Origin of the sequence: Vibrio pectenicida, assembly GCA_024347015.1 — a bacterium.
GTDB classification, from domain to species: domain Bacteria; phylum Pseudomonadota; class Gammaproteobacteria; order Enterobacterales; family Vibrionaceae; genus Vibrio; species Vibrio pectenicida.
This window is the reverse complement of sequence record AP024889.1, coordinates 2,923,215-2,948,931: the sequence shown is the minus strand read 5'-3', so window position 1 is coordinate 2,948,931 and position 25,717 is coordinate 2,923,215. Positions and strand designations below refer to the sequence as shown.

At 44.3% G+C, this 25,717-nt stretch carries 39 protein-coding genes; 34 read left to right on the top strand and 5 right to left on the bottom strand.

Translation table 11 applies throughout. The annotated features are described in order from the left end of the window. Nucleotides 1-29: 29 nt before the first annotated feature. From OCV27_RS13575 to rplQ, 33 genes are all read left to right on the top strand, one after another. Nucleotides 30-1,346, top strand: coding sequence for an adenylosuccinate synthase (locus OCV27_RS13575; RefSeq protein ID WP_125320751.1), 1,317 nt, complete (start codon nucleotides 30-32; stop codon nucleotides 1,344-1,346). 33 nt (nucleotides 1,347-1,379) lie between these two features. Further along, nucleotides 1,380-1,610: a hypothetical protein gene (locus OCV27_RS13570; RefSeq protein ID WP_125320750.1), complete on the top strand. Its 231-nt coding sequence runs from the start codon at nucleotides 1,380-1,382 to the stop codon at nucleotides 1,608-1,610. After that, nucleotides 1,607-2,245, top strand: a complete 639-nt coding sequence (gene motX / locus OCV27_RS13565) for a flagellar protein MotX (RefSeq protein WP_125320749.1) — start codon at nucleotides 1,607-1,609, stop codon at nucleotides 2,243-2,245. The genes OCV27_RS13570 and motX overlap by 4 nt, the downstream gene beginning before the upstream one ends. 432 nt (nucleotides 2,246-2,677) lie before the next feature. Continuing rightward, nucleotides 2,678-5,143 carry a ribonuclease R gene (gene rnr, locus OCV27_RS13560; protein ID WP_125320748.1) on the top strand — a complete coding sequence of 822 codons (2,466 nt, stop codon included), beginning with the start codon at nucleotides 2,678-2,680 and terminating at the stop codon, nucleotides 5,141-5,143. Nucleotides 5,144-5,155: 12 nt separating this feature from the next. Next, on the top strand, nucleotides 5,156-5,902 hold the full coding sequence (gene rlmB, locus OCV27_RS13555) for a 23S rRNA (guanosine(2251)-2'-O)-methyltransferase RlmB (RefSeq protein WP_125320747.1): 747 nt from the start codon (nucleotides 5,156-5,158) through the stop codon (nucleotides 5,900-5,902). Nucleotides 5,903-6,333: 431 nt separating this feature from the next. After that, nucleotides 6,334-6,645, top strand: a complete 312-nt coding sequence (gene rpsJ / locus OCV27_RS13550; protein WP_001181007.1) for a 30S ribosomal protein S10 — start codon at nucleotides 6,334-6,336, stop codon at nucleotides 6,643-6,645. Between the two features lie 14 nt (nucleotides 6,646-6,659). After that, nucleotides 6,660-7,289, top strand: coding sequence for a 50S ribosomal protein L3 (gene rplC, locus OCV27_RS13545; protein WP_125320746.1), 630 nt, complete (start codon nucleotides 6,660-6,662; stop codon nucleotides 7,287-7,289). Nucleotides 7,290-7,306: 17 nt separating this feature from the next. Next, nucleotides 7,307-7,909: a 50S ribosomal protein L4 gene (gene rplD / locus OCV27_RS13540; RefSeq protein ID WP_125320745.1), complete on the top strand. Its 603-nt coding sequence runs from the start codon at nucleotides 7,307-7,309 to the stop codon at nucleotides 7,907-7,909. Continuing rightward, on the top strand, nucleotides 7,906-8,208 hold the full coding sequence (rplW, locus tag OCV27_RS13535; protein WP_125320744.1) for a 50S ribosomal protein L23: 303 nt from the start codon (nucleotides 7,906-7,908) through the stop codon (nucleotides 8,206-8,208). Before rplD ends, rplW begins: the two co-directional genes overlap by 4 nt. 16 nt (nucleotides 8,209-8,224) lie before the next feature. Beyond that, nucleotides 8,225-9,049, top strand: a complete 825-nt coding sequence (gene rplB, locus OCV27_RS13530) for a 50S ribosomal protein L2 (protein WP_076589823.1) — start codon at nucleotides 8,225-8,227, stop codon at nucleotides 9,047-9,049. A 21-nt stretch (nucleotides 9,050-9,070) separates the two neighbouring features. Next, nucleotides 9,071-9,349, top strand: coding sequence for a 30S ribosomal protein S19 (rpsS, locus tag OCV27_RS13525; RefSeq protein ID WP_042485188.1), 279 nt, complete (start codon nucleotides 9,071-9,073; stop codon nucleotides 9,347-9,349). A 10-nt stretch (nucleotides 9,350-9,359) separates the two neighbouring features. Further along, on the top strand, nucleotides 9,360-9,692 hold the full coding sequence (rplV, locus tag OCV27_RS13520; RefSeq protein WP_125320773.1) for a 50S ribosomal protein L22: 333 nt from the start codon (nucleotides 9,360-9,362) through the stop codon (nucleotides 9,690-9,692). A gap of 17 nt (nucleotides 9,693-9,709) precedes the next feature. Beyond that, on the top strand, nucleotides 9,710-10,408 hold the full coding sequence (gene rpsC, locus OCV27_RS13515) for a 30S ribosomal protein S3 (RefSeq protein WP_005471060.1): 699 nt from the start codon (nucleotides 9,710-9,712) through the stop codon (nucleotides 10,406-10,408). A gap of 11 nt (nucleotides 10,409-10,419) precedes the next feature. Next, nucleotides 10,420-10,830: a 50S ribosomal protein L16 gene (gene rplP / locus OCV27_RS13510; RefSeq protein ID WP_114787360.1), complete on the top strand. Its 411-nt coding sequence runs from the start codon at nucleotides 10,420-10,422 to the stop codon at nucleotides 10,828-10,830. After that, a complete protein-coding gene (gene rpmC, locus OCV27_RS13505) occupies nucleotides 10,830-11,021 on the top strand; it encodes a 50S ribosomal protein L29 (RefSeq protein WP_125320743.1) in 192 nt (63 codons plus the stop codon). The genes rplP and rpmC overlap by 1 nt, the downstream gene beginning before the upstream one ends. Continuing rightward, complete coding sequence (rpsQ, locus tag OCV27_RS13500) at nucleotides 11,021-11,275, top strand: 30S ribosomal protein S17 (RefSeq protein WP_125320742.1); 255 nt, start codon at nucleotides 11,021-11,023, stop codon at nucleotides 11,273-11,275. Before rpmC ends, rpsQ begins: the two co-directional genes overlap by 1 nt. Nucleotides 11,276-11,437: 162 nt before the next feature. Then, nucleotides 11,438-11,809, top strand: a complete 372-nt coding sequence (gene rplN, locus OCV27_RS13495) for a 50S ribosomal protein L14 (RefSeq protein ID WP_004410450.1) — start codon at nucleotides 11,438-11,440, stop codon at nucleotides 11,807-11,809. Nucleotides 11,810-11,822: 13 nt separating this feature from the next. Continuing rightward, nucleotides 11,823-12,140, top strand: a complete 318-nt coding sequence (gene rplX, locus OCV27_RS13490; protein WP_125320741.1) for a 50S ribosomal protein L24 — start codon at nucleotides 11,823-11,825, stop codon at nucleotides 12,138-12,140. 22 nt (nucleotides 12,141-12,162) lie between these two features. Further along, nucleotides 12,163-12,702 carry a 50S ribosomal protein L5 gene (rplE, locus tag OCV27_RS13485; protein WP_125320740.1) on the top strand — a complete coding sequence of 180 codons (540 nt, stop codon included), beginning with the start codon at nucleotides 12,163-12,165 and terminating at the stop codon, nucleotides 12,700-12,702. Between the two features lie 17 nt (nucleotides 12,703-12,719). After that, nucleotides 12,720-13,025, top strand: coding sequence for a 30S ribosomal protein S14 (gene rpsN / locus OCV27_RS13480; protein WP_125320739.1), 306 nt, complete (start codon nucleotides 12,720-12,722; stop codon nucleotides 13,023-13,025). Nucleotides 13,026-13,054: 29 nt separating this feature from the next. Next, on the top strand, nucleotides 13,055-13,447 hold the full coding sequence (gene rpsH / locus OCV27_RS13475) for a 30S ribosomal protein S8 (RefSeq protein WP_125320738.1): 393 nt from the start codon (nucleotides 13,055-13,057) through the stop codon (nucleotides 13,445-13,447). A 12-nt stretch (nucleotides 13,448-13,459) separates the two neighbouring features. Next, nucleotides 13,460-13,993, top strand: a complete 534-nt coding sequence (gene rplF / locus OCV27_RS13470; protein ID WP_125320737.1) for a 50S ribosomal protein L6 — start codon at nucleotides 13,460-13,462, stop codon at nucleotides 13,991-13,993. A gap of 9 nt (nucleotides 13,994-14,002) precedes the next feature. Beyond that, nucleotides 14,003-14,356 carry a 50S ribosomal protein L18 gene (gene rplR, locus OCV27_RS13465; protein ID WP_125320736.1) on the top strand — a complete coding sequence of 118 codons (354 nt, stop codon included), beginning with the start codon at nucleotides 14,003-14,005 and terminating at the stop codon, nucleotides 14,354-14,356. Between the two features lie 14 nt (nucleotides 14,357-14,370). Next, nucleotides 14,371-14,874 carry a 30S ribosomal protein S5 gene (rpsE, locus tag OCV27_RS13460; protein ID WP_125320735.1) on the top strand — a complete coding sequence of 168 codons (504 nt, stop codon included), beginning with the start codon at nucleotides 14,371-14,373 and terminating at the stop codon, nucleotides 14,872-14,874. A gap of 7 nt (nucleotides 14,875-14,881) precedes the next feature. After that, on the top strand, nucleotides 14,882-15,058 hold the full coding sequence (gene rpmD / locus OCV27_RS13455) for a 50S ribosomal protein L30 (protein WP_125320734.1): 177 nt from the start codon (nucleotides 14,882-14,884) through the stop codon (nucleotides 15,056-15,058). Nucleotides 15,059-15,063: 5 nt separating this feature from the next. Next, nucleotides 15,064-15,498, top strand: coding sequence for a 50S ribosomal protein L15 (gene rplO / locus OCV27_RS13450; protein WP_125320733.1), 435 nt, complete (start codon nucleotides 15,064-15,066; stop codon nucleotides 15,496-15,498). A 20-nt stretch (nucleotides 15,499-15,518) separates the two neighbouring features. Beyond that, nucleotides 15,519-16,853, top strand: a complete 1,335-nt coding sequence (gene secY, locus OCV27_RS13445) for a preprotein translocase subunit SecY (protein ID WP_125320732.1) — start codon at nucleotides 15,519-15,521, stop codon at nucleotides 16,851-16,853. A 27-nt stretch (nucleotides 16,854-16,880) separates the two neighbouring features. After that, nucleotides 16,881-16,994, top strand: a complete 114-nt coding sequence (rpmJ, locus tag OCV27_RS13440) for a 50S ribosomal protein L36 (RefSeq protein ID WP_000868186.1) — start codon at nucleotides 16,881-16,883, stop codon at nucleotides 16,992-16,994. A gap of 149 nt (nucleotides 16,995-17,143) precedes the next feature. After that, on the top strand, nucleotides 17,144-17,500 hold the full coding sequence (rpsM, locus tag OCV27_RS13435) for a 30S ribosomal protein S13 (RefSeq protein ID WP_053309509.1): 357 nt from the start codon (nucleotides 17,144-17,146) through the stop codon (nucleotides 17,498-17,500). An 18-nt stretch (nucleotides 17,501-17,518) separates the two neighbouring features. Further along, nucleotides 17,519-17,908 carry a 30S ribosomal protein S11 gene (gene rpsK, locus OCV27_RS13430; RefSeq protein WP_001118870.1) on the top strand — a complete coding sequence of 130 codons (390 nt, stop codon included), beginning with the start codon at nucleotides 17,519-17,521 and terminating at the stop codon, nucleotides 17,906-17,908. Between the two features lie 27 nt (nucleotides 17,909-17,935). Further along, the gene (gene rpsD / locus OCV27_RS13425) at nucleotides 17,936-18,556 is read left to right on the top strand and encodes a 30S ribosomal protein S4 (RefSeq protein ID WP_125320731.1); all 621 of its coding nucleotides are present in this window, start codon (nucleotides 17,936-17,938) and stop codon (nucleotides 18,554-18,556) included. Nucleotides 18,557-18,579: 23 nt separating this feature from the next. Then, on the top strand, nucleotides 18,580-19,572 hold the full coding sequence (locus OCV27_RS13420) for a DNA-directed RNA polymerase subunit alpha (protein ID WP_076589806.1): 993 nt from the start codon (nucleotides 18,580-18,582) through the stop codon (nucleotides 19,570-19,572). 26 nt (nucleotides 19,573-19,598) lie between these two features. Next, nucleotides 19,599-19,979: a 50S ribosomal protein L17 gene (gene rplQ, locus OCV27_RS13415; protein ID WP_005383141.1), complete on the top strand. Its 381-nt coding sequence runs from the start codon at nucleotides 19,599-19,601 to the stop codon at nucleotides 19,977-19,979. Nucleotides 19,980-20,086: 107 nt separating this feature from the next. Here rplQ and OCV27_RS13410 read toward each other — a convergent pair whose 3' ends face one another. Further along, on the bottom strand, nucleotides 20,087-20,707 hold the full coding sequence (locus OCV27_RS13410; RefSeq protein WP_125322360.1) for a BamJ family beta-barrel-assembly machinery protein: 621 nt from the start codon (nucleotides 20,705-20,707) through the stop codon (nucleotides 20,087-20,089). 235 nt (nucleotides 20,708-20,942) lie between these two features. Here OCV27_RS13410 and OCV27_RS13405 point away from each other — a divergent pair, with 235 nt between their 5' ends. Continuing rightward, on the top strand, nucleotides 20,943-21,518 hold the full coding sequence (locus OCV27_RS13405; protein ID WP_125322361.1) for a LysM-like peptidoglycan-binding domain-containing protein: 576 nt from the start codon (nucleotides 20,943-20,945) through the stop codon (nucleotides 21,516-21,518). 44 nt (nucleotides 21,519-21,562) lie between these two features. Here the strand turns inward: OCV27_RS13405 and OCV27_RS13400 are convergent, their stop codons facing one another. The 4 genes from OCV27_RS13400 to cpdB all read right to left on the bottom strand — a co-directional run bounded on the left by OCV27_RS13400 (nucleotide 21,563) and on the right by cpdB (nucleotide 25,594). Then, nucleotides 21,563-22,405: a DMT family transporter gene (locus OCV27_RS13400; protein WP_185759805.1), complete on the bottom strand. Its 843-nt coding sequence runs from the start codon at nucleotides 22,403-22,405 to the stop codon at nucleotides 21,563-21,565. A 5-nt stretch (nucleotides 22,406-22,410) separates the two neighbouring features. Beyond that, nucleotides 22,411-22,869 (bottom strand): GNAT family N-acetyltransferase, encoded by a 459-nt coding sequence (locus OCV27_RS13395; protein ID WP_125322363.1) that lies wholly within the window; start codon nucleotides 22,867-22,869, stop codon nucleotides 22,411-22,413. Between the two features lie 71 nt (nucleotides 22,870-22,940). Next, complete coding sequence (locus OCV27_RS13390) at nucleotides 22,941-23,510, bottom strand: Crp/Fnr family transcriptional regulator (protein ID WP_125322364.1); 570 nt, start codon at nucleotides 23,508-23,510, stop codon at nucleotides 22,941-22,943. 122 nt (nucleotides 23,511-23,632) lie between these two features. After that, on the bottom strand, nucleotides 23,633-25,594 hold the full coding sequence (cpdB, locus tag OCV27_RS13385) for a 2',3'-cyclic-nucleotide 2'-phosphodiesterase (RefSeq protein ID WP_125322365.1): 1,962 nt from the start codon (nucleotides 25,592-25,594) through the stop codon (nucleotides 23,633-23,635). Nucleotides 25,595-25,717 lie beyond the last annotated feature (123 nt).

Genomic DNA, 25,717 nt, shown 5'->3' with positions numbered 1-25,717 from the left:
ATTTTTAACTAGCTATCAGACTTGGAAAGATGGGAAATAACGTTGTCGTTCTGGGCACCCAATGGGGTGACGAAGGTAAAGGTAAAATTGTAGACCTTTTAACTGAAGATGCAAAATATGTGGTTCGCTATCAAGGCGGTCACAACGCAGGTCACACTCTTGTCATTGACGGTGAAAAAACCGTTCTTCATTTAATTCCATCCGGTATTCTTCGCGATAACGTAAAGTGTGTTATCGGCAACGGCGTCGTTTTGTCGCCAGAAGCATTATTGAAAGAAATGAAACCACTTGAAGAGCGTGGCATTCCAGTACGCGAGCGTCTTTTCGTTTCTGAAGCTTGTCCTCTCATTCTTCCTTACCACATTGCTATTGACAACGCGCGTGAAATTGCTCGTGGTAAAAAAGCAATTGGTACAACAGGTCGTGGTATCGGCCCGGCTTACGAAGATAAAGTTGCTCGTCGCGGTTTGCGTGTTGGTGATCTTTTCGATAAAGATGTCTTTGCTGAGAAACTTAAAGAAGTGATGGAATTCCATAACTTCCAGCTAGAACACTTCTACAAAGTAGACACTGTTAGCTATGAAGCCGTTCTTGAACAATGCATGGGTTACGCTGAATTATTGACTTCAATGGTGATCGATGTAACTGACGAACTTGATGCAGCCCGTAAACGTGGCGATAAGATCATGTTTGAAGGTGCACAAGGTACTTTATTAGATATCGACCACGGCACATATCCATACGTAACCTCCTCAAATACTACTGCTGGTGGTGTGGCTGCAGGTTCTGGTTTTGGTCCTCGTCATATCGGCTACATCCTTGGTATTACTAAGGCTTACTGTACCCGTGTTGGTTCTGGTCCATTCCCAACCGAACTTTACGATGGTCAAGACAAGCAGGACCCTGTTGGTAAGCATTTAGGTGATGTGGGCCATGAGTTTGGAGCAACGACTGGTCGTCTTCGCCGCACAGGTTGGTTTGATGCTGTTGCTATGCGCCGTGCGATCCAAATTAACTCGCTAACTGGTATATGCTTGACTAAGCTAGACGTTCTTGATGGTCTTAAAGAAATCAAGATCTGTACTGGTTACAAGATGAAAGATGGCTCTGTTTTAGAAGTGTCGCCAATGGCGGCTGAATCTTTTGAAGCAGCGACACCAATCTACGAAACAATGCCAGGTTGGTCTGAAACTACCTTTGGTGCAAAATCTTTAGAAGTGCTTCCCAAAGCTGCTCTTGATTACATTAAGCGTATTGAAGATCTGACAGGCGTACCTGTAGACATAATCTCTACAGGACCAGATCGCAACGAAACCATTATTAAGGTGCATCCTTACCAAGTTTAAGTTTGCGCGTTATGAAAGATTATAAAAACCAGCATGAGAGTGCTGGTTTTTTTATGTTTGATGGGTGGTGATTATCTATACTTAGGTGTGGCAACTTTTTGCCAGTCTTCGGCGATTTTGATTAAAGACTTATCTGCTGTTGCCGATACAGGATTTAAGATGGCTGATTATAAAGTCAATCTTGAGTTCATAGGCGCTAGGCGGCGTCACTGTCTTGGTAAGACAGATAAACACATTATCGAAGTCAAAGAGTGCAGACAATGAAGCTAAGAAAGTTAGCTGCTTCGATGGTATTACTGTTTGGGACTTCTGCGGCTGTTGCCAATGAGTATACCGATATTGGTAACCCGATACCCATATATACCGAAGCTGAACTAATAAAACTAATTAATGAAAATAAGCACCTAGAGCAAGTTAAGGCCGATAATTGTCAGATCGTCGAAGACATTGTTGCCCGAGCAACTCGAATAAGTTTACCTTCATACGAGTTTTTGTATGGTGATATGCTGGCGTGGGGAGTTTGTGTTGAACAAGACGTTGAGCTTGGTTTGTACTACATCGAAAATGCGGCTCATCAGGGCTTGCCTGCTGCTCTTGAGCAATTAGGACGTTACTATTCTCGTGGTACATTGGTGCAACAAGATAAAGAGCGAGCGATCCCTTACCTAAGGGAAGCGGCCGCCATGGGTAATCTTAAAGCCAGAATTCACTTAGCGGAATTGTTGCTGCGAGATTATGGTAGCCCGCTTGACTATGAAGATGCTTATCGCTGGCTCTATGTTTCAGTCACCGCTGATCAGCGAACCCACAAACGGATTTCCGTCTTGCGTCAAGGGCTGGAACGGCGTATGCCGCAAAATATCATTGCTAGAGCGAAAAAACGAGAAACGCTCTGGTAGCCAACTTGCTTAACTGACACCTGACTGCACTCAGGCTCAATTTGCTAAAAGTCATTAGCAAGTTTATCCTAAATAATCAAGCGGTTTCCTTATTAATTAAGTTATTAATTCTGAGCTGGCGAAGAAAAATCGCTACCATGGATGACTATTACAAAATCTCCAAAGCCACCACTGTTATAAGAATTCTGAACCTAATAGTGAGAGGCATATTGCACTGATCCATATAAAAGATGCTGCTTTAGTGAGTTTGATAAAGCGGCTTATTGTAATACTCTACACTTCTCACCATTTACATTCAAAAACTCTACCAATGAGTCTTAAGCTATGAAAATAGCATGACAATTTAGCATTTTGACCTAACTCTCCTGTAGCTTAGTAAGTGAGTCGGATATACTAGCTTTAAATACCTCCCTTGTAGAATTAGGCGTGCCTATGTCAGAACAGACTCCAAACGACCCTTTTGCCGAACGCGAATCCGAGAAATACGACAATCCGGTCCCCAGCCGTGAATTTATTCTCGAGTTTCTTGAGAAAGCAGGCACGCCACTCAATCGTAACGATTTGTTTGAAGCCCTGCATTTAAAAGGTGAAGAGCAATATGAAGGATTGCGCCGCCGACTCAGAGCGATGGAAAGAGATGGTCAGTTGGTGTTTACTCGTCGCCAATGCTATGCCGTGCCTGAAAAATTGGAAATGATTAAAGGCTATGTGATAGGTCATAAAGACGGTCATGGCTGGGTTCGCCCTGAAGGCAGTGTTGGTAAAGAAAAGGATGTTTTACTGCCTCATCATCAGATGAAAAACGTGCTTCATGGCGACTTTGTATTGGTGCAACCAACGCAAAACTCAAAACGAGGTAAAACTGAATGTCGTTTGGTGCGCGTGCTGGAAGAAAAGCAAGGGCAAATCGTTGGCCGCTTCTTTATGGAATATGGGTATTCTTATGTGGTACCTGATGATTCAAGGCTCAGCCAAGATATTTTGATCCCCAACGAATTACGTGCTGGTGCTCGTATGGGTAATGTGGTGGTGATTGAAATTACTGACCGTGACTCTCGCGCTCGTGGCATGACAGGTAAGGTGGTTGAAGTATTAGGTGAGAATATGGCACCCGGTATGGAGACTCAGATTGCCATTCGTACCCACCAAATTCCTCATCAGTGGCCAGAAGAAGTTGATGAGCAAATCTCGGGTTTGGGGGAAGAGGTGCCGGAAGAGGCCAAGCAAGGACGAGTGGATCTACGTGAATTACCGTTAGTGACTATCGACGGTGAAGATGCGCGAGATTTTGATGATGCTGTCTACTGCGAGGCGAAAAAAAGTGGTGGCTGGCGGCTTTGGGTAGCGATTGCTGATGTTAGTTATTATGTGCGTACTGATTCGGCACTAGATAAAGAAGCTATCAATCGTGGTAACTCGGTTTACTTCCCATCGCAAGTCGTCCCTATGCTGCCTGAAGTGCTGTCTAATGGCCTTTGTTCACTCAACCCACAGGTTGATCGCCTGTGTATGGTATGTGAGATGATGGTCTCTGAGTCAGGCCAGCTATCTGGCTACACGCATTATGAAGCGGTAATGAACTCTCATGCCCGTCTTACCTATAATAAGGTGCATCATATTCTTGAAGGTGATGAAGAATTGCGTCAAAGGTATGAACCTTTGGTGCCTCATCTTGAAGAGCTGCACAAAATGTATAAGGTGCTTAAGAAAACGCGCGATCATCGCGGTGCGATTGAGTTTGAGACTGTCGAAACCAAATTTATTTTTAATGCAGAACGTAAAATAGAGAGCATTGAGCCTGTGATTCGTAATGATGCGCATAAAATCATCGAAGAATGCATGATTTTGGCCAATATTGCCTCTGCGTCTTTAGTTGAAAAAGCGAAAGAGGCGGCTTTGTACCGGATCCATGAATCTCCCGGTGAAGAACGCTTAATGGGCTTTCGTGACTTTTTAAGTGAGCTTGGCCTTGATTTAAAAGGTGGTCTTGTGCCTTCACCGACCGATTATGCGGAATTGATCCGCCAGATTGGCGAGCGTCAAGACAAAGAGCTTATTCAGACCATGTTGCTGCGGTCGATGAAACAAGCGGTTTACAACGCCGATAACCGTGGTCACTTCGGGTTGGCCCTTAAACGTTACGCGCACTTTACCTCGCCGATTCGTCGTTATCCTGATCTCTTATTGCATCGCGCAATCAAATACCTTATTGCAAAGGAAAATGGCACGCTTAAAGATCGCTGGACGCCGACTGGTGGCTACCATTATTCCTTCGATGACATGGATTTTTATGGTGAGCAGTGTTCTATGACTGAGCGACGCGCCGACGATGCAACCCGAGAAGTTTCTGACTGGTTGAAATGTGAGTACATGCAAGATCACGTTGGTGAGGAGCTTGAAGGGGTTATTGCTAACGTAACAGGTTTTGGCTTTTTTGTGCGCTTGACTGAGTTACACATAGATGGCCTAGTGCATATTTCGAACCTTGCTAATGATTACTATCAATTTGATCCAATTGGTCAAAGACTTATCGGTGAAAGTTTTGGCGCAATTTATCGTCTTGGTGATGCGGTTAAAGTGAAAGTGCTGTCGGTAAACCTTGATGATAGGCAAATAGACTTTGAATTAGTTGAAACAAGCCGTAAGCTACGCGGAAAAGGTAAAACGACCAAGAAGCGTGCAGCAGAAGCTCAGCAGAAAGCTAAGGCAAAAAAGAGTGCTGCCGAAAAGGGTAAGCGCAGTGGAAGCAAAGCTAAGCCAGTAGTTGAGCCGACAAAAAGACCAGATGAAGCTCATAGTGAAGGGAAAGGCAGCAAAGCGTCGAAGAAACCTGAAAATAAAGCAGCGAAGAAAAAGCCACGTAACAAAGCCAAAAAGGCTCGGGCTAAGAAACACTAATCGGAAAAATTAATGAGTAATGAATTTATTTATGGCATTCATGCCGTAAAAGCGGTGCTTGCAAAAGAACCAGAGCGTTTTGTTGAAGCTTTTGTTTTAAAAGGTCGTCAAGACGATCGGCTGATGCCGATTATCAATCAGCTGCAAATGTGTGGTGTCTCTATTCAGCAAATGACACGTAAGACGCTGGATGATAAAGCCTGTGGTGCTAATCATCAGGGGATCATGGCAAAAGTTAAACCAGCTAAACAACTCAATGAACATGATTTAGACGATATTATTGCTCAGCATGACAACCCGCTGTTGTTGGTTTTAGACGGGGTTACCGATCCGCATAACTTAGGCGCTTGTCTACGTAATGCCGATGCTGCTGGTGTTGCGGCTGTGATTGTGCCTAAAGATAAGTCAGCAAACATTACCGCGACAGTAAGTAAAGTGGCTTGTGGCGCCGCTGAAAGTGTGCCACTTGTTCGTGTCACTAACCTAGCGCGTACTATGCGAGCTTTGCAAGAGCATGGTGTTTGGTTTGTCGGCACAGCTGGTGAAGCCAAGCATGATATTTATCAAGCTAAATTAACTGGTCCACTTGCTATTGTAATGGGTGCCGAAGGCGATGGTATGCGACGCTTGACTCGTGAAACCTGTGACGATTTGATAAAAATTCCTATGGCGGGCAGTGTGTCTAGTTTGAATGTGTCAGTTGCTTCAGGGGTTTGTTTATTTGAAGCAGTACGTCAAAGACTAGCTCAATTAGTTTAAGTGGTTCAAGCGCAGATGGCTTGCCTATCTGCGCTTTGTTTTTTCGGCAAGAATAATTATCACTATTTGATTTTATAGCCGTTTAATTTTCAAACAACACTTGCATGTCAATTTGCTATCTGTATAATGCAGCGCACTGGTTAATCCAGTTGTGAACCAATGAGTAACGAGGAGCTGAATTGTCGTTAAGATTTTTCAGGTAATGTAAACTCAGCTTATGTTCGCAGTTAATACAATTAACTATCTTTTCTTCGGAAAAACTATCCCCAGAGGTGACTCTGGTATATAGGGATGGTTAATCGAAAATTAACTGACAATGCGTCCTAATCTTGGATGCTACGGTTTCACATAAATCAATCGACATTCTCTCGGCTATTCGAGTATGAGTGGCGATATTGTTTGTGTAATTTTTAATTTTGGAGCTCTGTCTCATGCAGAACCAACGTATCCGTATCCGCCTAAAAGCTTTCGATTACAAACTAATCGATGCTTCTACAGCGGAAATCGTTGAAACAGCCAAGCGCACTGGCGCACAGGTTCGTGGTCCGATCCCACTGCCTACTCGTAAAGAGCGTTTCACAGTTCTTATCTCTCCACACGTTAACAAAGATGCTCGTGATCAGTACGAAATTCGTACTCACAAACGTCTAATCGACATTGTTGAGCCAACAGACAAAACTGTTGATGCTCTAATGCGTCTAGACCTTGCTGCGGGCGTTGACGTACAAATTAGCCTAGGTTAAGGGAGATTAGAAGAATGATTGGTCTAATCGGTCGTAAAGTGGGTATGACCCGCGTATTTACTGAAGAAGGCGTTTCTATTCCAGTAACTGTTGTTGAAGTTGAAGCTAACCGTGTTTCTCAAGTGCGTACACTTGAAACAGACGGCTATGCAGCAATTCAGGTAACAACTGGTGCTAAGAAAGCTAACCGCGTAACTAAACCAGAAGCTGGTCACTTTGCTAAAGCAGGTGTAGAAGCTGGTCGTGGTCTTTGGGAATTCCGTTTGGAAAACGGTGAAGAGTTTGAAGTTGGTGCAGAACTAACTGTTGAACTATTCAACGAAACTAAGAAAGTAGACGTTACTGGTACTTCTAAAGGTAAAGGCTTCCAAGGCGTTATTAAACGTTGGAACTTCTCTACTCAAGATATGACTCACGGTAACTCATTGTCTCACCGTGCTCCTGGTTCTATCGGTCAATGTCAGACTCCAGGTCGCGTATTTAAAGGCAAGAAAATGGCAGGTCACATGGGTGCTGAGCGTGTAACGACTCAGAACCTAGAGATCGTACGTGTCGACGCTGAGCGCAACCTGCTTCTTATTAAAGGTGCAGTCCCTGGCTCAACTGGCGGTAACGTGATCGTTAAACCAGCTATTAAAGCATAACGTCTCAGGAGTAAGTAATGGAACTAATGGTTAAAGGTGCTGATGCACTAACTGTTTCCGAAACTACTTTCGGACGTGAGTTTAACGAAGCTCTTGTACACCAAGTAGTTGTTGCATACGCAGCAGGTGCTCGTCAGGGTACACGTGCTCAAAAAACACGTTCAGAAGTTGCTGGCGGTGGCGCTAAGCCATGGCGTCAAAAAGGTACTGGCCGTGCACGTGCTGGTACAATTCGTAGCCCAATCTGGCGTACAGGTGGTGTTACTTTTGCTGCGAAACCACAAGATCACAGCCAAAAAGTAAACAAGAAAATGTACCGCGGTGCTATGAAAAGCATTCTTTCTGAGCTTGTTCGTCAAGAGCGTTTAATCGTTGTTGATAACTTCTCAGTAGAAGCGCCAAAGACAAAAGAGCTTGTAGCTAAGCTGAAAGAGCTTGAGCTAACTGACGCGCTTATCGTGACTAGTGAAGTAGATGAAAATCTATTCCTAGCTGCTCGTAACCTATACAAAGTTGACGCACGTGATGCTGCTGGTATTGATCCAGTTTCTCTAATCGCGTTCGACAAAGTTGTAATGACTGCAGCAGCAGTTAAGCAAGTTGAGGAGATGCTAGCATGATTACTGAAGAGCGTATCCTAAAAGTTCTACGTGCTCCACATGTCTCTGAAAAAGCAACTATGGCAGCTGAAAAAGCGAACACTATCGTTTTTAAAGTCGCTAAAGATGCAACTAAAAAAGAGATCAAAGCAGCTGTAGAGAAGCTATTTGAAGTTGAAGTTAAATCTGTAAATACTCTTATTAATAAGGGTAAGACCAAACGTCAAGGTCTACGCCAAGGTCGCCGCAGCGATGTTAAAAAAGCGTATGTTACTTTGAAAGAAGGTCAAGATCTTGACTTTGCCGGCGGCGCGGAATAACAGGAGTAGTTGAGAAATGGCTATTGTTAAATGTAAGCCGACTTCCCCTGGTCGTCGTCACGTTGTTAAAGTTGTTAACGCTGACCTACACAAGGGCAAGCCGTACGCACCTCTTTTAGAGAAAAACTCTAAAAATGGTGGTCGTAACAACAACGGTCGTATTACAGTACGTCACATCGGTGGTGGTCATAAACACCATTACCGTGTTATTGATTTTAAACGTACTAAAGACGGTATCCCAGCGAAAGTTGAACGTCTAGAATACGATCCAAATCGTAGCGCTAACATCGCTCTAGTTCTGTATGCAGACGGTGAGCGTCGTTACATCCTAGCACCTAAAGGTGTTGCTGCTGGTGATGCTATCCAGTCTGGTGCAGATGCACCAATTAAAGCTGGTAATACACTACCAATGCGTAACATCCCAGTAGGTTCAACTGTACACAACGTTGAGCTTAAGCCTGGTAAAGGTGGTCAGTTAGCTCGTTCGGCTGGTGCATATGCTCAAATCGTCGCTCGCGACGGTGCATACGTTACTATCCGTCTACGTTCTGGCGAAATGCGCAAAGTACTTTCTGAAGGCCGTGCAACAATCGGTGAAGTTGGTAACTCTGAGCATATGCTACGTGAACTTGGTAAAGCTGGTGCTAGCCGCTGGCGCGGTGTTCGTCCAACCGTTCGTGGTGTTGTGATGAACCCAGTAGACCACCCACACGGTGGTGGTGAAGGCCGTACTTCTGGTGGTCGTCACCCAGTTTCACCATGGGGTCAGCCTACTAAAGGCTTCAAGACTCGTAAGAACAAACGCACTGACAAGTACATCGTACGTCGTCGTAATAAGTAATCTATTTAAAGAGGAATCGCCATGCCACGTTCTCTCAAGAAAGGTCCATTTATCGACCTACACTTGCTGAAGAAGGTAGAGAAAGCGGTGGAAAGCGGAGACAAAAAGCCTATTAAGACTTGGTCCCGTCGTTCAATGATCATCCCTACGATGATCGGTTTGACCATCGCTGTCCATAATGGTCGTCAGCACGTACCAGTATTTGTAACCGACGAAATGATCGGTCACAAACTGGGCGAATTTGCACCAACTCGCACTTACCGCGGTCATGTCGTGGATAAGAAAGCTAAGAAGCGTTAAGGAGTAGATGATGGAAGCACTAGCTAAACATAACTTTGCTCGCATTTCGCCTCAGAAAGCTCGCTTAGTCGCGGATCAAATCCGTGGTAAATCAGTTGACCAAGCTCTAGAAATCTTAACTTTCAGCAACAAAAAAGCTGCTGATCTAGTGAAGAAAGTTCTTGAGTCAGCTATCGCGAACGCGGAGCACAACGAAGGTGCAGATGTTGACGACCTAAGTGTCGCAAAGATCTTCGTAGATGAAGGCCCTATCATGAAGCGTATTATGCCTCGTGCTAAAGGTCGTGCGGATCGTATCTTGAAGCGTTCAAGCCACATCACTGTTATCGTAGCAGACGCTTGAGACTAGGAGAGTAAGCAATGGGTCAGAAAGTACATCCAAATGGTATTCGTCTTGGCATCGTTAAGCCTTGGAATGCTACATGGTTTGCTAATACCAAAGATTTCGCTGACAACCTAGACGGCGACTTCAAGGTACGTCAGTTCCTTACAAGTGAACTGAAAAAAGCGTCTCTATCACGCATCGTTATCGAACGTCCTGCTAAGAGTATTCGTGTGACTATTCACACTGCTCGTCCAGGTGTTGTAATCGGTAAGAAAGGTGAAGACGTTGAGAAGCTACGCGCAGCTGTAGCTAAAATTGCAGGTGTACCAGCGCAAATTAACATCGCTGAAGTACGTAAACCTGAACTAGATGCACAACTTGTTGGTGACAGTATCGCGTCTCAACTAGAGCGTCGTGTTATGTTCCGTCGTGCGATGAAGCGCGCGGTTCAAAATGCAATGCGCCTAGGTGCTAAAGGTATCAAAGTGGAAGTAAGTGGTCGTCTTGGCGGCGCTGAAATTGCACGTTCTGAGTGGTATCGTGAAGGCCGTGTGCCTCTACACACTCTACGTGCTGACATTGATTACGCAACTTCTTCGGCTCACACTCAATACGGTGTAATCGGCATTAAAGTTTGGATCTTCAAAGGTGAGATCCTAGGCGGCATGCCAGCAGCTAACGCTGTAGAGCCTAAAGGCGATAAGCCTAAGAAGCAGCGCAAAGGCCGTAAGTAAGGAGTCGACAGATGCTACAACCTAAACGTACTAAGTTCCGTAAGGTTCAGACAGGTCGTAACCGTGGTCTAGCTAAAGGTACTGAAGTAAGCTTCGGCGAATTCGGCCTTAAAGCAACTGGCCGTGGTCGTCTAACTGCTCGTCAGATCGAAGCGGCACGTCGTGCAATGACACGTCACGTTAAGCGTCAAGGTAAAATCTGGATCCGTGTGTTCCCAGATAAGCCTATCACAGAAAAACCACTTGAAGTTCGTCAGGGTAAGGGTAAAGGTAACGTTGAGTACTGGGTAGCCCAAATCCAACCTGGAAAGGTAATGTACGAAATGGGTGGTATACCTGAAGAATTGGCACGTGAAGCGTTCCGCTTAGCGGCTCGTAAGCTGCCTTTCAAGACTACATTTGTAACTAAGCAGGTGATGTGATGAAAGCACTAGATCTACGCGAAAAGAGCGTTGAAGAGCTTAATTCTGAGCTTTTGGGTTTGCTACGCGAACAGTTTAACTTGCGTATGCAAGCTGCAACTGGTCAGCTACAGCAGACTCATACTCTGAAAGCTGTACGCCGTGATATCGCACGTGTGAAAACTGTTTTGACTGAGAAGGCAGACGCATAATGAGCGAAGTAAAACGTACTCAACAAGGTCGTGTTGTTAGTGACAAGATGGATAAGTCTATCACTGTTGCTATCGAGCGCATGGTTAAACACCCAATTTACGGCAAGTTCGTAAAGCGCACGACTAAAGTACACGCACATGACGAAAACAACGTTTGTGGCTTAGGCGACAAAGTTGAAATCGCAGAGTGCCGTCCACTGTCTAAGACTAAGTCTTGGGCATTGGTAAAAGTTGTAGAAAAGGCGAAGGTTTAACTTCGTTGATTCTATAAATAAAACGGCTCCAAGAAATATTTTGGGGCCGTTTATTTTTTGACTACCCAATTACATAAAAGGGTGGTACAATTCGCGTCCCTTTTAAAGAGGCAGCCCGACCCGTGAGGGTCTAGTTTTTTTTATATTTAGCGGAGCACTAACATGATCCAAATGCAAAGTATGCTGGACGCAGCTGATAACTCAGGCGCACGCAGCGTAATGTGTATTAAGGTTCTGGGTGGCTCTCATCGCCGTTATGCACACATCGGTGACGTTATCAAAGTTACTGTTAAGGAAGCAATTCCTCGCGGTAAAGTTAAAAAAGGTGACGTTCTGAAGGCGGTGGTAGTTCGCACCCGTAAAGGCGTACGTCGTCCTGACGGTTCTGTCATTCGCTTCGACCGAAATGCTTGCGTATTGTTAAATGATAACACTGAGCAACCAATCGGTACACGTATCTTTGGTCCTGTGACACGCGAACTTCGTGGCGATAAGTTCATGAAGATCGTTTCACTGGCTCCAGAAGTTCTGTAAGGAGCACGTAGAAATGGCAGCTAAAATCCGTCGTAATGACGAAGTAATCGTTCTTGCTGGTAAAGATAAAGGCAAGAAAGGTAAAGTAACTAAGGTTCTGGCAACTGGTAAAGTTTTCGTTGAAGGCATTAACCTTGTTAAGAAGCATCAAAAACCGGTTCCCGCTCTAAGTATCCAAGGTGGTATTGTCGAGCAGGAAGCAGCAATTGATGTTTCTAACGTGGCAGTTTTTAACACGGCTACTGGTAAAGCAGACCGTATCGGTTTCCGTTTTGAAGATGGTAAGAAAGTTCGTTTCTTTAAATCTAATGGCGAAACTGTTTCTAACTAATAGAGTAATTTGGAGTTCTACTATGGCGAAACTGCATGATTACTACAAGTCGTCTGTAGTCGCTGAGCTTACCAAAGAGTTCAGCTACACAAGCGTCATGCAAGTCCCTAGAATTGATAAAATCACCCTAAACATGGGTGTTGGTGAAGCAATCAACGATAAGAAACTGCTAGAAAATGCAGCGTCAGACATGGCAACGATCTCTGGTCAAAAGCCACTTGTCACTAAAGCGCGCAAATCTGTTGCAGGTTTCAAAATCCGCGAAGGCTACCCTATCGGTTGTAAAGTAACCTTGCGTGGCGAACGTATGTGGGATTTTCTTGAGCGTCTTATTAATATCGCTCTTCCACGAGTACGTGACTTCCGTGGTGTTAGCGCTAAGTCTTTTGACGGTCGCGGTAACTACAGCATGGGCGTTCGCGAGCAAATTATCTTCCCGGAAATCGACTTTGATAAAGTTGATAGAGTACGCGGTTTAGACATCACTATTACGACGTCTGCTGGTACTGATGAGGAAGGCCGTGCTCTGCTGGCTGCCTTTAACTTCCCATTCCGTAAGTAAGGTGAAGGGTTACTGTTATGGCTAAAAATTCAATGAAGGCACGTGAAGTAAAGCGTGCAAAGCTAGTAGCTAAGTATGCTGAAAAGCGTGCAGCGCTAAAAGCTATCATCAGCGATGTAAACGTATCTGAAGAAGATCGTTGGAACGCAGTTCTAAAATTGCAAACTCTTCCACGTGATTCAAGTGCATCACGTCAGCGCAACCGTTGTAACCAAACTGGTCGTCCACATGGTTACTTACGTAAGTTCGGTCTAAGCCGTATCAAAGTTCGTGAAGCTTGCATGAAAGGCGAGATTCCTGGACTTCGTAAGGCTAGCTGGTAATTGCCACTTAATCATTTGGAGTAAATCATATGAGCATGCAAGATCCGATTTCGGATATGCTGACCCGCGTTCGTAACGGTCAGGCAGCAAACAAAGTTGCTGTTAAAATGCCTTCTTCAAAGCTTAAAGTTGCAATTGCTGCACTACTGAAAGCTGAAGGTTACATCACTGAATTCGCTGTTGAAGGCGAAGTAAAACCTGAGCTAGAAGTTACTCTTAAGTACTTCCAAGCTAAACCAGTAATTGAGCAACTTAAGCGTGTTTCTCGTCCAGGTCTACGTGTTTACAAGAAGAAAGATGATCTTCCTTCTGTAATGGGTGGTCTTGGTGTTGCTGTCGTTTCAACTTCCAAGGGTCTGATGTCAGACCGTGCTGCACGTAAAGCAGGTCTTGGCGGTGAAATCATCTGCTACGTAGCCTAATAGGAGTAGAATATGTCTCGTGTTGCTAAGGCACCTGTCGCTATTCCAGCTGGCGTAGAGGTGAAACTAAACGGCCAAGAAATCACTGTAAAAAGTGCGAAGGGCGAACTGTCTAGTATTGTCAACAATGCTGTAGTTGTTGCTCAGGAAGATAACAACCTAACTTTTGGTCCAAAAGAAGGTGTTGCTAATGCATGGGCTCAGGCAGGTACTGCTCGCGCTCTAGTAAACAACATGGTTGTTGGTGTTACTGAAGGCTTTACTAAGAAGCTAACTCTTAAAGGTGTTGGTTACCGTGCTGCTATCAAAGGCAAATCTGTATCTCTAACATTAGGCTTCTCACACCCTGTTGAGCACGAGTTGCCAGAGGGTATTAAAGCTGAATGTCCAAGCCAAACTGAGATCATTATTACTGGTTGTGATAAGCAACAAGTAGGTCAAGTTGCAGCTGACATTCGTTCTTACCGTGAGCCTGAGCCATATAAAGGCAAAGGTGTTCGTTACGCAGATGAAAATGTGCGTACTAAAGAAGCTAAGAAGAAGTAGGGTAACACTATGGATAAGAAAGCATCTCGCATCCGTCGTGCTACACGTGCGCGTCGTAAGATTGCAGAACTGGGTGCAACTCGCCTAGTAGTACACCGTACTCCTCGTCACGTGTACGCTCAGGTTATCGCATCAAATGGCTCTGAGGTTATCGCAGCAGCTTCTACTGTAGAAAAAGCGATCCGTGAGCAAGTAAAGAACACTGGTAACATCGATGCAGCAAAAGCAATAGGTAAAGCTATTGCCGAGCGCGCGCTAGAAAAAGGCGTAGCGTCAGTTGCATTTGATCGCTCTGGTTTCCAATACCACGGTCGAGTAGCGGCGCTAGCAGAATCTGCTCGCGAAGCTGGTCTGAAATTCTAAGGTAGGGTTGGAAGATGGCTAAAGAACAACAAGTTCAAGCGAATGATTTGCAAGAAAAGCTAATCGCAGTTAACCGTGTATCAAAAACGGTTAAAGGTGGTCGAATCATGAGCTTTACTGCACTAACAGTAGTTGGTGACGGTAACGGTCGTGTAGGTTTCGGTTACGGCAAAGCCCGTGAAGTACCTGCTGCGATCCAAAAAGCAATGGAAAAAGCACGTCGCAATATGACGACGATCGCTTTAAACGAAGGCACTCTTTTCCACCCGGTAAAAGGTCGCCACTCGGGCTCTAAAGTTTACATGCAGCAGGCTGCAGAAGGTACGGGTGTTATCGCAGGTGGTGCGATGCGTGCAGTACTAGAAGTAGCAGGTGTACATAACGTACTATCTAAAGCATACGGTTCTACGAACCCTATCAACATCGTTCGTGCTACGATCGATGCGCTAGGTAGCATGAAGTCGCCAGACATGGTTGCTGCTAAACGTGGTCTAACTGTTGAATCTATTTCGGAGTAAGAACACGATGGCAACTATTAAAGTTACTCAAACTAAAAGCTCAATCGGTCGCCTACCTAAGCACAGAGCGTGCTTAAAGGGTTTGGGCCTTCGTAAAATCAACCATACAGTAGAACTTGAAGATACGCCGTGTATACGCGGTATGATCAACAAAGTTTTCTACATGGTTAAAGTTGAGGAGTAATCAGAATGCGTTTGAATACTCTATCACCGGCTGCGGGTTCTAAGCCTTCTGCGAAGCGCGTAGGTCGTGGTATCGGTTCTGGCCTTGGTAAAACCGGTGGTCGTGGCCACAAAGGTCAAAAGTCACGTTCTGGCGGCAGTGTTCGTCCAGGTTTTGAAGGCGGTCAAATGCCTCTCAAACAGCGTCTACCTAAGTTCGGTTTCACTTCTCGTAAGAGTTTAGTGTCTGCTGAAGTTCGTCTAGCTGAGCTAGCGAAAGTAACAGGTGACGTCGTTGATCTAAACAGCCTTAAAGCTGCTAACGTCATCACTAAGAACATCGAATTTGTTAAAATTGTTCTTTCTGGTGATGTTAAGAAAGCTGTGACTGTTAAAGGTCTACGTGTGACTAAAGGCGCTAAAGCTGCAATCGAAGCTGCAGGCGGTAAAATCGAGGAATAATCTCGAGGAAAGAGGTACAGATGGCTAAAAAACCAGGACAAGATTTTCGTAGTGCTCAGAGCGGCTTAAGTGAACTGAAGTCGCGCTTATTATTCGTAATCGGTGCACTTTTAGTATTCCGAGCGGGCTCTTTTGTGCCGATTCCTGGTATTGACGCGGCTGTACTTGCCGATTTGTTCGAACAGCAAAAAGGTACCATCGTGGAAATGTTTAACATGTTTTCCGGTGGTGCCCTTGAGCGTGCATCTATATTAGCGTTGGGCATCATGCCGTATATTTCGGCATCGATTGTTGTCCAACTGCTAACTGTAGTTCATCCAGCGTTAGCTGAACTCAAGAAAGAGGGTGAAGCAGGCCGTCGTAAGATCAGCCAATATACGCGGTATGGCACGCTTGTACTTGCAACTTTCCAAGCTATTGGTATTGCAACTGGCTTACCAAACATGGTCGATAATCTGGTTGTTATCAACCAAACCATGTTTACGCTAATTGCTACCGTAAGTTTAGTAACCGGTACCATGTTTTTGATGTGGCTAGGTGAACAAATTACAGAGCGCGGAATTGGTAACGGTATTTCGATACTGATATTTGCAGGTATTGTTGCTGGATTGCCTTCAGCAATCGGTCAAACAATCGAGCAAGCGCGTCAAGGTGAATTGCATGTACTTCTTCTGCTGTTGATTGTTGTGTTGTCTTTTGCAGTGATCTACTTCGTTGTTTTCATGGAGCGTGGTCAACGACGGATTGTCGTTAACTATGCGAAACGTCAACAAGGACGTAAGGTCTTTGCTGCACAAAGCACACACTTGCCACTTAAAATTAATATGGCAGGTGTTATTCCGGCAATCTTTGCATCTAGTATTATACTGTTTCCAGGAACACTGGCGCAGTGGTTTGGTCAAAATGGTGAGAGTAGCACGCTTGGTTGGTTAACTGACGTGTCTTTGGCTCTTAGCCCAGGTCAACCTTTATATGTAATGCTTTATGCAGCGGCGATTATTTTCTTCTGTTTCTTCTATACGGCGTTGGTATTCAACCCAAGAGAAACAGCAGATAACCTGAAGAAGTCTGGTGCATTCGTACCCGGCATCCGCCCAGGTGAGCAGACAGCGAAATATATAGATAAAGTAATGACGCGTTTAACCCTTGCGGGTGCGTTATACATTACCTTTATCTGTCTGATTCCAGAGTTCATGATGGTCGCGTGGAACGTACGTTTCTACTTCGGCGGTACATCACTACTCATTGTTGTAGTGGTTATCATGGACTTTATGGCACAGGTACAGACTCATCTGATGTCTCAGCAGTATGATTCTGTGTTGAAAAAGGCAAACCTGAAAGGCTACGGCCGTTAAATCGGGTTTTATTTACGGAGTTTAGCAATGAAAGTTCGTGCTTCCGTTAAAAAAATCTGCCGTAACTGTAAAGTTATCAAGCGTAACGGTGTCGTTCGCGTGATTTGCAGTGAGCCAAAGCACAAACAGCGCCAAGGCTAATAAGCAGAAATTTTTACTTGAAATATAAGGTAGCGTTGAGTATATTGCTCGGCCTACCTTTTGCGTGCAAAAGAAGTAGTATTCCGCAGCGTATCCATAACGGGCTTTGCTGCGGCTAATTCTTTTATAGAAACACTTAGGAGTGAATAATGGCCCGTATAGCAGGCATTAACATTCCTGATCAAAAACATGCTGTAATCGCCTTAACCGCGATCTATGGAATCGGCAAAACTCGATCTCAAGCTATTTTAGCTGATCTGGGTATTGCTGAAAGTGTTAAGATCAGTGAACTAACTGAAGAGCAGATCGATCAACTGCGTGATGGTGTAGCTAAGTACACTGTAGAAGGTGATCTTCGTCGTGAAGTATCAATGAACATCAAGCGTCTAATGGACCTTGGCTGTTACAGAGGTCTTCGTCATCGTCGCAGTCTACCACTACGTGGACAGCGTACTAAAACCAACGCTCGCACCCGTAAGGGTCCGCGTAAGCCGATCAAGAAATAATCGGGAAGGTAGAGTACAATGGCTAAACAACCAACTCGCGCTCGTAAGCGCGTACGCAAGCAAGTTGCAGATGGCGTTGCGCACATCCATGCTTCTTTCAACAACACAATCGTAACTATAACTGACCGTCAAGGTAATGCTCTCGCATGGGCTACCGCAGGTGGTTCAGGTTTCCGTGGTTCTCGTAAATCTACTCCGTTCGCGGCACAGGTAGCTGCAGAGCGTTGTGCTGAAATGGCGAAAGAATACGGTCTAAAGAACTTGGAAGTTATGGTTAAGGGTCCAGGTCCAGGTCGTGAATCTACGGTTCGCGCACTGAACGCTGCTGGTTTTCGCATCACAAATATTGTTGATGCTACACCAATCCCTCATAACGGTTGTCGTCCACCTAAGAAACGTCGTGTATAACGTTTTTTAGATTACTGGAGAAAGATCATGGCAAGATATTTGGGTCCTAAGCTGAAGCTTAGCCGTCGTGAAGGCACTGACTTATTTCTTAAGTCTGGTGTTCGTGCGATCGATACCAAGTGTAAAATTGATAACGCACCAGGTGTACACGGCGCTCGTCGCGGTCGTCTATCTGAGTATGGCGTTCAGCTTCGTGAGAAGCAAAAAGTACGTCGTATGTATGGCGTTCTAGAAAAACAATTCCGTAACTACTATAAAGATGCAGCGCGCCTTAAAGGCAACACTGGTGAAAACCTACTTCAGCTTCTTGAAGGTCGTCTTGATAACGTAGTTTACCGCATGGGCTTTGGTGCAACTCGCGCAGAAGCTCGTCAGCTAGTTAGCCACAAAGCTATCCTAGTTAACGGTAAAGTTGTAAACGTTCCTTCTTTCAAGGTTGCGGCTGATGACGTTGTTTCTATCCGCGAGAAAGCTAAACAGCAATCTCGTATAAAGGCAGCTCTAGAAGTTGCTGAACAACGTGAAAAACCAACTTGGATTGAAGTAGATGGTGGTAAGATGGAAGGTATGTTCAAGCGTTTGCCTGAACGTTCAGACCTATCTGCTGACATCAACGAACAACTGATCGTCGAGCTTTACTCTAAGTAAGGTTAAACTAAAGAGAGGACACAATGCAGGGTTCTGTAACAGAATTTCTTAAGCCACGTCTTGTTGACATTGAACAAGTTAGCACGACACACGCAAAAGTAACTCTTGAGCCATTGGAGCGTGGCTTTGGTCACACTCTAGGTAATGCACTTCGCCGTATTCTTTTATCTTCTATGCCAGGTTGTGCTGTAACAGAAGTGGAGATTGAAGGCGTTCTACACGAATACAGTACTAAAGAAGGTGTGCAAGAAGATATTCTTGAGATTCTTCTTAACCTGAAAGGTTTGGCTGTACGCGTTGCCGAAGGCAAAGATGAAGTGTTTATTACGCTGAATAAATCAGGCTCGGGCCCTGTGGTTGCAGGTGACATCACCCATGATGGTGATGTAGAGATCACTAACCCTGAACACGTTATTTGTCACCTAACGGATGGCAATGCTGAGATCGCAATGCGTATCAAGGTAGAACGTGGTCGTGGTTACGTTCCAGCTTCAGCTCGTATCCATACTGAAGAAGATGAGCGTCCTATTGGTCGCCTACTGGTTGACGCTACGTACAGCCCAGTAGACAAGATAGCTTACTCTGTTGAAGCCGCTCGTGTAGAGCAGCGTACAGACTTAGATAAGCTTGTCATCGATATGGAAACGAACGGTACTTTGGACCCTGAGGAAGCTATCCGTCGCGCAGCTACAATTCTAGCTGAGCAATTGGATGCATTCGTAGATCTACGTGATGTACGAGTTCCTGAAGAGAAAGAAGAGAAGCCAGAATTTGATCCGATCCTACTGCGTCCTGTAGACGATCTTGAACTAACAGTTCGCTCTGCTAACTGTCTGAAAGCAGAAGCGATTCACTACATCGGTGATCTTGTACAGCGTACTGAGGTTGAGCTACTTAAAACGCCTAACCTTGGTAAAAAATCTCTTACAGAGATTAAAGACGTACTTGCATCACGTGGTCTATCTCTAGGTATGCGCCTAGAAAACTGGCCACCAGCGTCTATCGCTGAAGATTAATCGATACTAGTTAGAAGGATTAGGTCATGCGCCATCGTAAGAGTGGTCGTCAACTCAACCGCAACAGCTCACATCGCAAAGCGATGTTCAGCAATATGGCTAGCTCTCTAGTACGTCATGAAGTTATCAAGACTACTTTGCCAAAAGCAAAAGAGCTGCGTCGCGTCGTTGAGCCTTTGATTACACTAGCTAAGACTGACAGCGTTGCTAACCGTCGTCTAGCATTTGCACGTACTCGTGACAACGAAGTAGTTGCAAAACTATTTAACGAACTAGGTCCACGTTTTGCTGCTCGTCAGGGCGGTTACACTCGTATCCTAAAAGCTGGCTTCCGTGCTGGCGATAAAGCTCCAATGGCTTACATTGAGCTTGTAGATCGCCCAGCTGCTGAAGAAGCTGCTGAGTAATCAGTTCGTAATAACGAAAAAGCCGAGCATTTGCTCGGCTTTTTTGTTTTAAAAAAACAATATAAAAAGGCGACCCTTGGGTCGCCTTTTTGCTAGTTCTGCTGGATTTAAAGGATATCCAATAGCTCTACTTCAAATACTAGAGCTGCATATGGAGGAATAGCAGCGCCTGCGCCACGTTCGCCATAAGCAAGATCTTGAGGAATGTAGAGTTTCCATTTAGAGCCAACAGGCATCATTTGAAGAGCTTCAACCCAACCTTTAATAACGCCAGTTACAGGGAACTCTGCAGGTTGACCACGAGAAACTGAGCTGTCAAATACAGTGCCGTCTGTTAACTCACCATGGTAGTGAACGCGAACTTGCTTGTCTGAAGTTGGAATTTCACCTGTACCTTCAGTCATGATTTCATACTGAAGACCTGACTCTAATACGGTGATTTCTGGGCGTAGTGCATTATCTTTTAGGAATACTTCACCGTCAGCAGCTGCTACTTTAGCCGCCTCTTGACGTGCAGATTCAGCTCGCTGGTGCATGTCTTGAAGTGCAGAGTTAATGTCATCAATTTCAATCGCTGGCATGTCACCAACAAGTGCAGTTGCAATTCCTACTGCAATTGCGTCTACGCTCAGACCTTCTAGACCAGAAGTGGCTAGTTGCTGACCCATTTGTAGACCAATGCCGTAACTTGCTTTTTGCTCTACTGTTTCAAATGTAACCTCAGACATGGTGTCTCTCTATATTTAGTTTATTTAAGGGCCACAGGATACCAGTAATAGTAGCGGGATGAAATGGTGCTAAGATTTGACGAGAAGAATGCCCTTAATGTGAGAGTTAAGTCTGATTTTTTTGTCTCAAATAGCAATTTTAACCTGTACATTACCTAACACATTGAAAATCTCTATACTAGAGTGCGCTTCGTTTTTATACTTATAGCCGTGGACCTTATGGAGAGCCCGCCCAATGAACCGCAGAAAGAAAAAACCTAAACAGGTAGATTATATTGAGTTAGCCCAACAAAAGATTTCACAGGTTGATTGGAAAGTTAAGGCTGGTAATGTCAAAGACCTTTGGTTGATATTACCTAAACTCCATCAGCGAGCTTTGATGGTGCTTGTGCCAGTTGTTTTTATCTTATTTTTCGTTCCAATATCTGAGTCGCCATTAGTGTCTGAGTCAGTCAATGAAGTACCAAATGCTAAGCAGCGTGTACAGGTAGATATTAATACAACTGGACTTAGCGAGCAGAACTCCCAGCAGCAGAAAGGTGTAAAGTCTGCGGTATGGCAGGAATACACAGTTGAAAAGGGCGATACACTAGCTCAAGTTTTTCGTAACAACGATTTGGCGATGGCTGATCTCAACGCTCTGGTACGTGTTGAAGGAAATGATAAACCACTGAGCCAGATTAAAGCAGGTCAGCAGGTTAGATTTAAACTTGCCGAAGATGGAAAACTGGATATTCTACAACTTGAGAAAAGATCCAAGTCTGTGATGTTTTTTCGTTTGTCTGATGGTGGGTTTGGCCGCAGTAAATAGTGCCGGATTACTTATTTGTGAAAAATTTGACTTAGGTTAGTTGATTATGAAGGTAGAGAACTGCGTTTTATAGGCAGTAAAGGCAGAATAATGCATAGAATTCCCAGGGTGGTGAGCCAATCAGGGATCTCGTCAAACCACCAAACTCCAAATGCAGTAACAAAAATCAAGCCGGAATACTCTGCCATGCCTATTTCTCCGGCAGGTGCTTTTCGGTACGCTAGCACGGCTAATCCGTTGTAGATCAAGATAAAAATTGCACCGGCTGCAATGAGATTAAATTCTTTAAAACTGATAGGTTGCCAAAATATGACCGCGAGTATTGCGGCAATGGGAAGTGAGAAAAGTGAAGTCCAGAATAGTGTGCTTATCATCGATTGTTGATTTGGTAGCTTACGGGCAGAAACATTAAATAACGCCAATGTGGTTGCAGTCGTGAGTGCAAACAGAGATACCCACTGAAATTGGGAAGGTCTGAGAACTATCAAGACACCAATAAAACCCAGTAGTGTCGCTAAGACTTTACTGCTGGGAGGTGTTTCTTTCATCATCAAGACAGAAATGGGCAGCATAAGTAGTGGCGCGGCATAAAATACCGCATTGGCACTGGCCAGAGTCATTTGGGTAATGGCAACGACCATGCAGCCGCTACCAATTAACACCAGATGGGCGCGAAATAGATTTAACCATGGTGCATGCAATTGACGAACTTGCGCGGTTTCCCTTCGCCAAAAAGGGTAAATTATTGCTACCGAAATCAGTTGACGAATAAAGATGTACTGCAGAGGTTGAACACTACCGTCAAGGATTTTCACCATTACATCTGATAACGATGCGCTTAGGTTACCAGCGATTAAAAGCCAGAGCGCGAACGTTTGTGGTGATATCTTGTTCATCTTTTTTGACTAAGCTTCATATCTATGTGGGGAATACCATCTTCGAGGTAGGTGTTAGATGTGCGTTCAAAGCCGTGTTGATTATAATAACTTTCCAAGTGGGCCTGAGCGCCTATTTCAATATCTTCATTTGGCCACAGTCTATGACTCTCTGTGATGGCTTTTTTAATCAGGCTATGGCCTAGACCCGCACCGCGATGAGTTTTCGCTGTAGCGACTCTTCCTATGTTTACCGATTGATAACAGACATTTTGTGGCAGTAATCGTGCGTATGCAATTAGCTCGCCATTTATAGATCCCAGTAGATGATGGACATGGCTATAACAATCTTTCTCATCCAATTCGGGGTAAGGACATGCTTGCTCAACAACAAACACATCAACTCTTAATTTAAGGACCTGATAAAGTTGCTTGGTAGTCAGTTGTTCAAAAGTTAGGAGTTGCCAAGAAATCATAATCTGCCTTATTGAATATCACTGTGAAAATTGAGCTTACAAGGTTAGTTTGAAAGTCACATTAACCATTGTTAATCTTGCTGACGTTTTTTTATCCGGCTTAAGCTAATTGGGGTAATACCCAAATAGGCGGCGATATGGTAGTCGGTTAACCTATGCGGTAGGTGAGGGTAATGCTGGCAGAAAAGTTCGTAACGTTCTTTAGGAGTATACAGCAACATAAAACGCTCTTTGTTTTCCTTATACATTAACTGTGTTTCCAGCAATTTTAAGTAAATACGGTGTCTATTATCTCTCCAGTCATCCAGAGTTTTGATTGGCAGGGAAAATAAAACACATGATGTAAGAGATTCAAGCAAGTAAGGAGAAGGTTGTCGCTGGATTAAGCCTTCAAACCCAATGATCCAATCTTCTTCCCAATAAAACTCTTTGCTGAACTCTTTTCCTTTATCCGTTAAATAGGCGGAATGGCACACTCCCTCGATCAAGAAAAAAATTTCTTCAGCTACTTGACCTTGATTAAGCAATACATGCCTTGTGGGTAGCTCTATCAACTTAGCACAGTCGATGAGTTGGTTAATGTCGTGTTCGCTAAATCCCGTATCGGCAAGTTGTTGTTTGAAATTTTTAATCGGGTCCATTTGGTTGACTACATTAATGCTCTTTCCTGCATTCTACTCTATTGGCAAAGATAGAGTAGGATGTTTGTGTGGTGAAGAAAAAGCCTCGATGTTGGCACGACATTTTATTTGAAATAAATAATTTAGCGCTGCATATCAATCTGATAAACGGCAAAGCCGACATCATCTGTCGCGACCTGCTTCATTGGGTATTGCTGATTGCTTTTAATAAATACCTCTGCTTTTTTGCTAGGAGAAGTTTCAAAGCGAATATCGAGCGCTTTATCTGCTGAGATGGGCGCAAACCGCCAGTTGTTATCTGCTTTTGGCTTAAATTCACCTTGCTCTTTGCTCACGCGAGTAATGTAGCTGGCAATGATAGAACGATTTTCATCTGGTGAGTCAAAGGCGATGAAATTGCTGCCTGTTCCTGGGAATTTATCGCTATAGGCACGGTAGTTATTGGTTGCAATTAGGAAATCTTGGTTCATGTCTAATGGTTTACCTTGGAAGGTTAAGCCAGTAATACGCTGCGTATCAGGGTTTAGTAGTTTACATTCTCCGTCATATTTAGCAGGCTGAGTTACATCAATCTGATAGCTAACACCATCAATAACATCGAAGTTGTAGGTACGAATTTCATCCCAGTTAATCAATTGCTGAGGTTGATTGGATTGGAGGTCTATTTGGTTAAATTGCCCCGCGCTGCATTCAAGCCAATTTTTCACTTGCTGACCTTTGACCTTCAATGCGACCAAGGTGTTTGGGTAGAGGTATAAATCTGCGGCATTACGGAAAGTCAGTTGTCCTGATTCTACTTCAGTGAAGTTAGCCGGATCGTTTTTACGCCCACCGACTTTAAACGGAGCAGCAGCAGAAAGCACAGGAATGCTTGATAAGTCAGGATCACCTTGGATAAAGCGTTCTACATAATCTTTTTGTGCCAAATTGACAATTTGTATTGTCGGGTCGTCTTGTACCAGCGCAAGATAGCTGTACATGACATCGCTGGCTTTACCAATGGGTTGGTTAACAAAATCGCGGGTTCCTTTGTGAGCAGATTTTAGTACTTTGACCATTTCTGGATCCGCTTTGGCGAGCGAATTATTCTTGTTCTGGTCGAAAATAGGGCGAGCTTGCGTCTCACCTTTTACAACCTGCCACTGACCATTTTGTTGTTTAAGTTCAAGATCGATAACGCCTACATGGCTACCCCAACGTCCAGGCATAACTGAAGCGACTCCATTGATTGTGCCTTTTTGGTTATCTACTCCAGGAATGTTATCAAAGCCTTTTCCGGGGAAAACAGCATGTGAATGTCCGAAAGCTATGGCGTCAATGCCTTCTACTGCCGCTAGGTAGTATGTTGAGTTCTCTGCACCTTGTCTGTAAGGGTCGGAAGAGATACCTGAATGAGGTATGGCAACAATGACATCTGCGCCTTTTTTCTTCATTTCTGGGATAAGTGTTTGGGCAGTTTGTTTGATGTCTTTGGTAAAGACCTTATCCTCTAAATTTTTCTTATCCCAAACTATGATTTGTGGTGGAGCGAAACCAATATAACCAACTTTTATTTGATGTTCTGCACCATCGATATCTTTAAAAGTATGAGGTTTTATGATGTAGGGTTTGAAGTAGTGCTGGCCTGTTTTTTTATCAAATACGTTAGCATTGATGTAGGGAAAATCAGCGTCGTTGATGGTTTCTTGTAAAAAATCAAGGCCGTAGTTAAATTCATGATTGCCAATGTTACCAACATCATAATCGAGTAGATTCATAGCCTTGTAGGCAGGGTGAATCTCGCCAGGCTTTATCCCTTTTGCAGCCATATAGTCGCCCATTGGGCTGCCTTGGAGTAAATCTCCATTATCGACTAGGACACTATTCTCTACTTCCGCCTGAGCTTGTTTCACTAAAGTCGCTGCGCGAGTTAGGCCAATTTTTTGGCTCGGTTTATCTTTGTAATAATCGTAGTCCATCAAATTGGTGTGAATATCTGTGGTTTCCACAATGCGTAACTTGATGGTATCGGCCATAGCTGGGCCTGAGGTAGTCAGCATGCCGCTCAATACGGCCAACGCAAGGGAATTGACTGCGACTTTCATTGTTATTAGCTCCGGTAGCGTTAATTTCAAACCAAGCATAATTTAGCAAAAGCTTGTGCAATGGATATTTCAATCACTAGTGAAGTGTGATGTGGAGTCAGGGATTTTACTCTGTTTTGTCTG